Consider the following 6,786-nt stretch of genomic DNA (forward strand, 5'->3'; position numbering starts at 1 on the left):
GACGTCGCCCGCGCGGAAATCGGCCGTCTGCGCCTTCGGCCCCGTGTCGAATACGGTCATCCGCGCCTCGCCCTGCAGGTAGTACTGCCATTCGTCGGCGTTCGGGTGCCAGTGCAGCTCGCGCATGCCGCCCGGATGCACGGTGACGAGCGCCGCCGCGACGGTCGTCGACACGTTGAAGTTGGTGCTGTCCGCGATCCGCACCTCGCCGCCGCGCGTCTTCCTGACCGGCTTCATGTCGCCGAGCGAAAAGATGAACGGATGCGGCGGCACACCGGCCGATGCGGCCGACGCGCGCTGCGCGTCCGCGAGCGGGCCCGGCTCGTCGCCCTGGAAGATCCACAGGTTGTCGAGCGGCACGTTCCGGAACGCGTCGGCCGGCACGCCGAAGTTGAGCGCGAGCACGTCGGGCGGCGTATGCGCGATCCAGTCGGTCAGCAACAGCGTGTTGAATTCCGATGCGCGACCGTTATCGAACGCGAGCAGGAATTCGGCGCCGTCGCTGCCGAGGCCCTGCAGCGAATGCGGCAGGCCGGGCGGGAAATACCAGAGATCGCCGGTCTTGACGTCCTGCACCGACGGCCGCCCGAGTTCGTCGAGCACCGTGATCCGGCAGCGGCCGTCGAGCATGATGGCCCACTCGGCCTGCTGGTGCCAGTGCATCTCGCGAATGCCGCCGCGCGTGAGCCGCATGTTGACGCCGGAAATGGTTTCGGAAATCGCGAAATCGTCCTGCGTCACTTCGCGCGCCCATCCGCCATTCTGAATGCGTTTATGGGCATTATTGAAAGACGCCCAGAATAACGGCATCCCGTTGATATCGGTGGTCGGCGGGTCCTGAAAAGACGGGAATTGATTGGCGATGGTCGGATTTTTAGGCCCCGGGTCGGTCAGGCTCTGACGGTTGCGCGCATTCACCGCGCCTTCCGGCGGGCTGTCCGGATTACCGAACGAAGCCGCCTTCGCCGTTACCGCAATGCCCGCCGCGGCAATGGCGCCGGCCGTACTCGTCAACATCTTGCGTCGAGAAAGATTCGTCATGATTTCCTCTTCATTCCTCAATCGAGAGAATTTCCATTACGGAACACTTGCCGTTTTTCGAATTACCGAAAATCAAACATCCCGTGACGCAAGTTAAATCCATATTCATCTAAAAATTAAATGAATTATTAACCTGAATTAATGAATTAAAATGATCGACTTTAATTTTGTAATTATTGCGATGCAGCAGGGGAGAAATTATCTCTGTCAGGCATAAACGCAAAATATGTCTGACAGAGATAAACATGCCTTTCCGCCTGCTCCCGTGACCCGCCTTCGCGGCTATCACCTCCCGCCACCCCATAGTTTTTATCCGCTGGCGCGAATGATTTTGGCTTTGTCAGATAGATGACATCGAATCATCAAATGACAACGATCTAACAGCTCGATGACCTGCGCCTTCGCCCATACCGTCGAATCCCGCTTTGCCGAGCTGACGCCGACCGCGAAGCGCATCGCGAGCTACATGCTCGCGAACCTCGATCGGCTCGGCCTCGAAACCGCCGACCAGATCGCGCAGCAGACCGGCACCAGCGGCATTTCGGTCGGGCGTTTCCTGCGCAGCGTCGGTTACCGGAATCTCGACGACCTGAAACGCGAACTGCGCGGCGGCGGCGACCGCCCGTGGATGATCACCGACCGCCTCGACGAGTACCGCCGCGCCACCGCCACGCCAACGACCGTCGGCGAGCGCGACGGCCATCGCGATGGCGGCACGCTCGCGTCGTCGCTCGAGCGCGAACTCGACGCGATCCGCCACGTGTACCGGCTCGCCGAAGAACCGGTGTTCGCGCAGGTCGCGGACCGGATCGCGCATGCCGATGCCGTCTTCATCCTCGGCATCCAGTCGACCCGCGGCATCAGCAACGCATTCAGCAGCTACCTCGAATACCTGCGCCCGCGCGTGTTCTATTCCGACGGCCAGTCGGGCTCATACGTCGATTCGCTGAATTCGGAGTTCGAACGGCCGTACTGCATCGTCACCGACACGCGTGCCTATTCGCGCAGCGCGCGCCGCTATTGCCAGGCGGCCGCCGAACGCGGCCAGCCGTTCGCACTGGTCACCGATCTGTATTGCCCGTGGGCGCGCGAGTGGCCGGCCGACCTGCTGCAGGTGAAGACCGATGTCGGCCAGTTCTGGGATTCGCTCGCGCCGCTCACCTGCCTGTTCAACCTGCTGATCACCGCCGTGGTCGACCGCCTCGGTCCCGCGATCGACCGGCGCGTCGCGCGCAACCGCGAACTGCAGCGCACGTTCGACCAATTCGAATCCTGAGCAAACCGGACCGCCGATGAACCCTCACCGCCTCGTCGAAATCACGCCCGCCACGCATCGCGTGGAGATCGATCTCGTCTACGCGACCGAGCGCAACCTGACCGGCAAGCCGATCTACCGCCACGCGCACTGTCTGCTGCTCGAGCCGGCCGAAACCGCGCTGCGCCGGGCGGTGGACGTCGCCGCGCAAGCCGGCTTCACGCTGCGCATCTACGACGCGTACCGGCCGCCGCAGGCGCAGCAGGTGCTGTGGGATTTCCTGCCCGACCCGAACTTCGTCGCCGATCTCGGCCGCGGGTCGAACCACAGCCGCGGCACCGCGCTCGACCTGACGCTCGTCGGCGCGAACGGCGAGCCGCTCGACATGGGCACCGGCTTCGACGAGATGGTGGCCGCGTCGGGCCACTTTCACGCGGAGTTGCCCGAGCACGTGCAACGCAACCGGCTGCTGCTGCTCGGAGTGATGCACGCAGCCGGCTTCGCGCATATCGACAGCGAGTGGTGGCACTACGAGCTGCCTGGCTCGCACGCGCTGCCGCAGATCGACAACGCGGCGAGCGGCCCGTGGCGCCTGATGTAACGACGCCGCACGCCTCCCTTTTCATGCAGGTTCACGTTCAACGACTCAAACGACAGATGGAGATGCGCCCATGAAATTCCCGACTTCCCGGCTCGTCGCGGCGCTGGCCGCCGCGTCCCTGTGCGCCGCCGTGCCGCTTTCCGCCGCCCATGCGGAAACGCCGAAGGACATGTTCGTGATGGCCACGCTGCTCGACGAATTCACGACGCTCGATCCGGGCGAGATCTACGAGCTGGTGCCGGAGGAATACGTCGCGAACACGTACGACCGGCTCGTGCGCGTCGACTTGCGCGATCCGTCGAAATTCAACGGCGACGTCGCGCAGTCGTGGACCGTGAGCCCCGACGGCCTGACCTATACGTTCAAGCTGCGCCCGGGCCTCAAGTTCCACTCGGGCAACCCGCTGACGGCCGACGACGTCGCGTGGTCGATCCAGCGCGCGGTGCTGCTCGACAAGGGGCCGGCCGCGGTGCTGACCGGCATCGGGCTCACGAAGGCCAACGTCGCGGCGAACGTGAAGAAGCTCGACGACCAGACGGTATCGATCACGACCGACCACAAGTACGCGCCGACCTTCGTGCTCAACGTGCTCGGCTCGTGGCCCGCGTCGGTGCTCGACAAGAAGCTGCTGCTGTCGCACCAGCAGGGCAACGACTTCGGCAACGCGTGGTTGAAGACCAACGAGGCCGGCTCCGGCGCGTACAAGCTCGTCAAGTGGGCGGCCGGCGACAGCGTCGTGCTGCAACGCTTCGACGGTTACCGGCTACCGCTCGCGATGAAGCGCATCGTGCTGCGCCACGTGCCCGAAGCGGCCAGCCAGCGGCTGCTGCTGGAAAACGGCGACGTCGACGCGGCGCGCGACCTGAGCCCCGACGATCTCGCGTCGGTCGTGAAATCGGGCAAGGCGAAAGTCACGGCCTCGCCGCAGGCGACGCTGCTGTATCTCGGCCTGAACACGAAGAACCCGACGCTCGCGAAGCCCGACGTGCAGGAAGCGCTGAAGTGGCTGGTCGACTATGCGGGCATCCAGGCCAACGTCGTGAAGACGACCTACAAGGTGCACCAGACCTTCCTGCCCGAAGGTTTCCTCGGCACGCTGAATTCGAACCCGTACAAGCTCGACGTCGCGAAGGCGAAGGCGCTGCTCGCGAAGGCCGGCGTGCCGAACGGCTTCTCGGTGACGATGGACGTGCGCAACGACTATCCGTACACGGAGATCGCGCAGGCCGTGCAGGCGAACTTCGCGCAGGCCGGCGTCAAGGTGCAGTTGATCCCCGGCGACAACAAGCAGACGCTCGCGAAATACCGCGCACGCCAGCACGACATCTACATCGGCGAATGGTCGGCCGACTACATCGACCCGCACAGCAACGCGCAGGGTTTCGCATGGAACCCCGACAACGGCGACAAGTCGAGCTATAAAATGCTGGCCTGGCGCAACAGCTGGGACATTCCGCAACTGACGAAGGAAACCGACGCCGCGCTCGCCGAGCCGACCGCCGCGCAACGCGCGCAGCGGTACCAGGCGATGCAGAAGGAGATACTCGCGCGCTCGCCGTTCGTGATCATGTTCGAGAAGGTCGCGCAGGTCGCGACACGACCCGGCGTAAGCGGGCTCGAAGTCGGTCCGATCAACGATCTCGTGTCGTACCGTCACCTGAAGAAGCAATAAGGTTCACCGCATGTCGACTCCCGCCTCCTCCCTCGAAGCACTGCGCACGCTGCCCGCGCGGCGCCCGGCCGTACGCTGGGTGCTGCGCGTGCTGCGCTGGGCGGTCACGCTCGCCGTCACGTTCGCGGGGCTGCTCGCGCTGACGTTCGTGATCGGCCGCAAGGTGCCGATCGATCCCGTGCTCGCGATCCTCGGCGATCGCGCGTCGGCCGAAGCGTATGCGGCCGAGCGTATCGCACTCGGCCTCGACAAGCCGCTCGTCACGCAATTCCTGATCTATGCGCGCGACGTACTGCACGGCAATCTCGGCATGTCGCTGCTGACCGCGAACCCGGTGCTCGACGACATCAAGCGCGTGTTTCCGGCCACGCTCGAACTCGCGACGATCGCGACGCTGATCGGGATCGCGATCGGCGTGCCGCTCGGCGTCGCGGCCGCGGTCAAGCACAACCGGCCGATCGATCACATCGCGCGCTTCGTCGGCCTGATCGGCAATTCGGTGCCGGTGTTCTGGCTCGGGCTGATGGGGCTGCTGCTGTTCTACGCACGGCTGCACTGGGTCGGCGGCCCCGGTCGGCTCGATCCCGTGTACGACGGGATGGTCGATCCGCGCACCGGCAGCCTGCTGATCGACGCGGCGCTCGCGGGCGAGTGGGACGTGTTCCGCAACGCGGTGTCGCATATCGCGCTGCCGGCCGCGATCCTCGGCTACTACTCGGTCGCGTACCTGAGCCGGATGACCCGCTCGTTCATGCTCGACCAGTTGAGCCAGGAATACATCGTCACCGCGCGCGCGAAGGGCCTGTCGGAGCGGCGCGTGATCTGGCGGCATGCGTTCGGCAACATCGCGGTGCCGCTGCTCACCGTGATCGCGCTCACGTACAGCAACCTGCTCGAAGGCTCGGTGCTGACCGAGATCGTGTTCGCGTGGCCCGGGCTCGGCTCATACCTGACCGGCGCGCTGCTGAACGCCGACATGAGCGCGGTGCTCGGCGCGACGCTCGTGATCGGCGCGATGTTCATCACCGTCAACCTGCTGACCGACGCGCTGTACCGCGTGTTCGATCCGCGTGCACGCTGAGGACGGCGTCGACATGACCGTTTCCCTCCTGCTTCCTTCACCGTCCATGCCGAAGGCTACCCGACCATGAATGCCGCACCGCTCACGCTGCGCGCGTGGCTGCTTTCCGATGCGCCCGCGTCGCGCGCGCAGGCCGCGTGCGGCCTCGCCTACCGCCGCTGGCGCCGTTTCGCGGCCAATCCGCTCAACCTGTTCGGGCTCGCGATCCTGCTGGCGCTGGTCGTCGTCGCGATCGTCGGCCCGCTGATCATGCCGCACGATCCGCTGCGCCAGGTGCTGTCCGACCGCCTGCTGCCGCCCGGCTCCGCGTCGCACTGGCTCGGCACCGACCAGCTCGGCCGCGACATCCTCTCGCGAATGATCGCCGGTTCGCGCCTGACGCTCGGCATCGCGCTGCTCGTCGTCGTGATCGTGGTGCCGATCGGCCTGCTGATCGGCACCACCGCCGGCTATTGCGGCGGCTTCGTCGACAGCGTGCTGATGCGCATCACCGACATCGCGCTCGCGTTCCCGAAGATCGTGCTCGCGCTCGCGTTCGCGGCCGCGCTCGGGCCCGGCGTGATCAACGCGGTCGTCGCGATCTCGATCACCGCGTGGCCGGCATACGCACGGCTCGCGCGCGCCGAAACGATCCGCATCGCACAGGCCGACTACATCCATGCCGCGCGGCTGCAAGGCGCGTCGGGCCCGCGCATCCTGCTGCGCTACATCATGCCGCTGTGCATGTCGTCGGTGATCGTGCGCGCGACGCTCGACATGGCCGGCATCATCCTGACCGTCGCGGGCCTGGGCTTTCTCGGCCTCGGCGCGCAGCCGCCGAGCCCCGAGTGGGGCTTCATGGTCGCGTCGGGCCGCAACGTGCTGCTCGACGCGTGGTGGGTCGCGACGCTGCCCGGCATCGCGATCCTGCTCGTGAGTCTCGCGTTCAACCTGCTCGGCGACGGGCTGCGCGACGTCTTCGATCCCCGCCATGGAGCCTGACATGCCGATGCATTCCACCCCCGCGCCCGCGCCGCTCTGCGAGATCGACGGCCTGAAGATCGGCTTTCGCGGGCACGACGGCGTCGTCACCGACGCGGTGCGCGACCTGTCGCTGACGCTCGCGCCCGGCGAACGGCTCGGCATCGTCGGCGAAT

The 6,786-nt window shown here is 65.9% G+C and carries 6 protein-coding genes and 1 pseudogene; 6 read left to right on the forward strand and 1 reads right to left on the reverse strand.

Annotated features, from left to right (window positions below; genetic code table 11):
- On the reverse strand, positions 1-1,041 hold a 1,041-nt coding region (locus JMF90_RS17630; RefSeq protein ID WP_201325268.1), incomplete at its 3' end, for a cupin domain-containing protein.
- Between the two features lie 388 nt (positions 1,042-1,429).
- On the opposite strand from JMF90_RS17630, the gene sapR reads away from it, so the two are divergent.
- The 6 genes and pseudogenes from sapR to JMF90_RS17660 all read left to right on the forward strand — a co-directional run.
- Positions 1,430-2,317, forward strand: coding sequence for a sap1 transcriptional regulator SapR (sapR, locus tag JMF90_RS17635; RefSeq protein ID WP_011547528.1), 888 nt, complete (start codon positions 1,430-1,432; stop codon positions 2,315-2,317).
- Positions 2,318-2,333: 16 nt separating this feature from the next.
- On the forward strand, positions 2,334-2,897 hold the full coding sequence (gene ddpX / locus JMF90_RS17640; protein ID WP_011547527.1) for a D-alanyl-D-alanine dipeptidase: 564 nt from the start codon (positions 2,334-2,336) through the stop codon (positions 2,895-2,897).
- Between the two features lie 70 nt (positions 2,898-2,967).
- Complete coding sequence (locus JMF90_RS17645; RefSeq protein ID WP_011547526.1) at positions 2,968-4,569, forward strand: ABC transporter substrate-binding protein; 1,602 nt, start codon at positions 2,968-2,970, stop codon at positions 4,567-4,569.
- Between the two features lie 10 nt (positions 4,570-4,579).
- Positions 4,580-5,650 (forward strand): ABC transporter permease, encoded by a 1,071-nt coding sequence (locus JMF90_RS17650; RefSeq protein ID WP_011547525.1) that lies wholly within the window; start codon positions 4,580-4,582, stop codon positions 5,648-5,650.
- A 66-nt stretch (positions 5,651-5,716) separates the two neighbouring features.
- Positions 5,717-6,631 carry a nickel transporter permease gene (nikC, locus tag JMF90_RS17655; RefSeq protein WP_006478834.1) on the forward strand — a complete coding sequence of 305 codons (915 nt, stop codon included), beginning with the start codon at positions 5,717-5,719 and terminating at the stop codon, positions 6,629-6,631.
- 1 nt (position 6,632) lies between these two features.
- Positions 6,633-6,786: pseudogene (locus tag JMF90_RS17660) on the forward strand (ABC transporter ATP-binding protein); the annotation flags it as partial.

It is taken from the genome of Burkholderia sp. E168m23, from assembly GCF_016586125.1.
GTDB lineage: Bacteria > Pseudomonadota > Gammaproteobacteria > Burkholderiales > Burkholderiaceae > Burkholderia > Burkholderia orbicola.

Bases quoted from the DNA above. Each gene is read 5' to 3' on its own strand.
- sapR (WP_011547528.1), top strand. From the start codon at position 1,430: ATGACCTGCGCCTTCGCCCATACCGTCGAATCCCGCTTTGCCGAGCTG.
- ddpX (WP_011547527.1), top strand. From the start codon at position 2,334: ATGAACCCTCACCGCCTCGTCGAAATCACGCCCGCCACGCATCGCGTG.
- JMF90_RS17645 (WP_011547526.1), top strand. From the start codon at position 2,968: ATGAAATTCCCGACTTCCCGGCTCGTCGCGGCGCTGGCCGCCGCGTCC.
- JMF90_RS17650 (WP_011547525.1), top strand. From the start codon at position 4,580: ATGTCGACTCCCGCCTCCTCCCTCGAAGCACTGCGCACGCTGCCCGCG.
- nikC (WP_006478834.1), top strand. From the start codon at position 5,717: ATGAATGCCGCACCGCTCACGCTGCGCGCGTGGCTGCTTTCCGATGCG.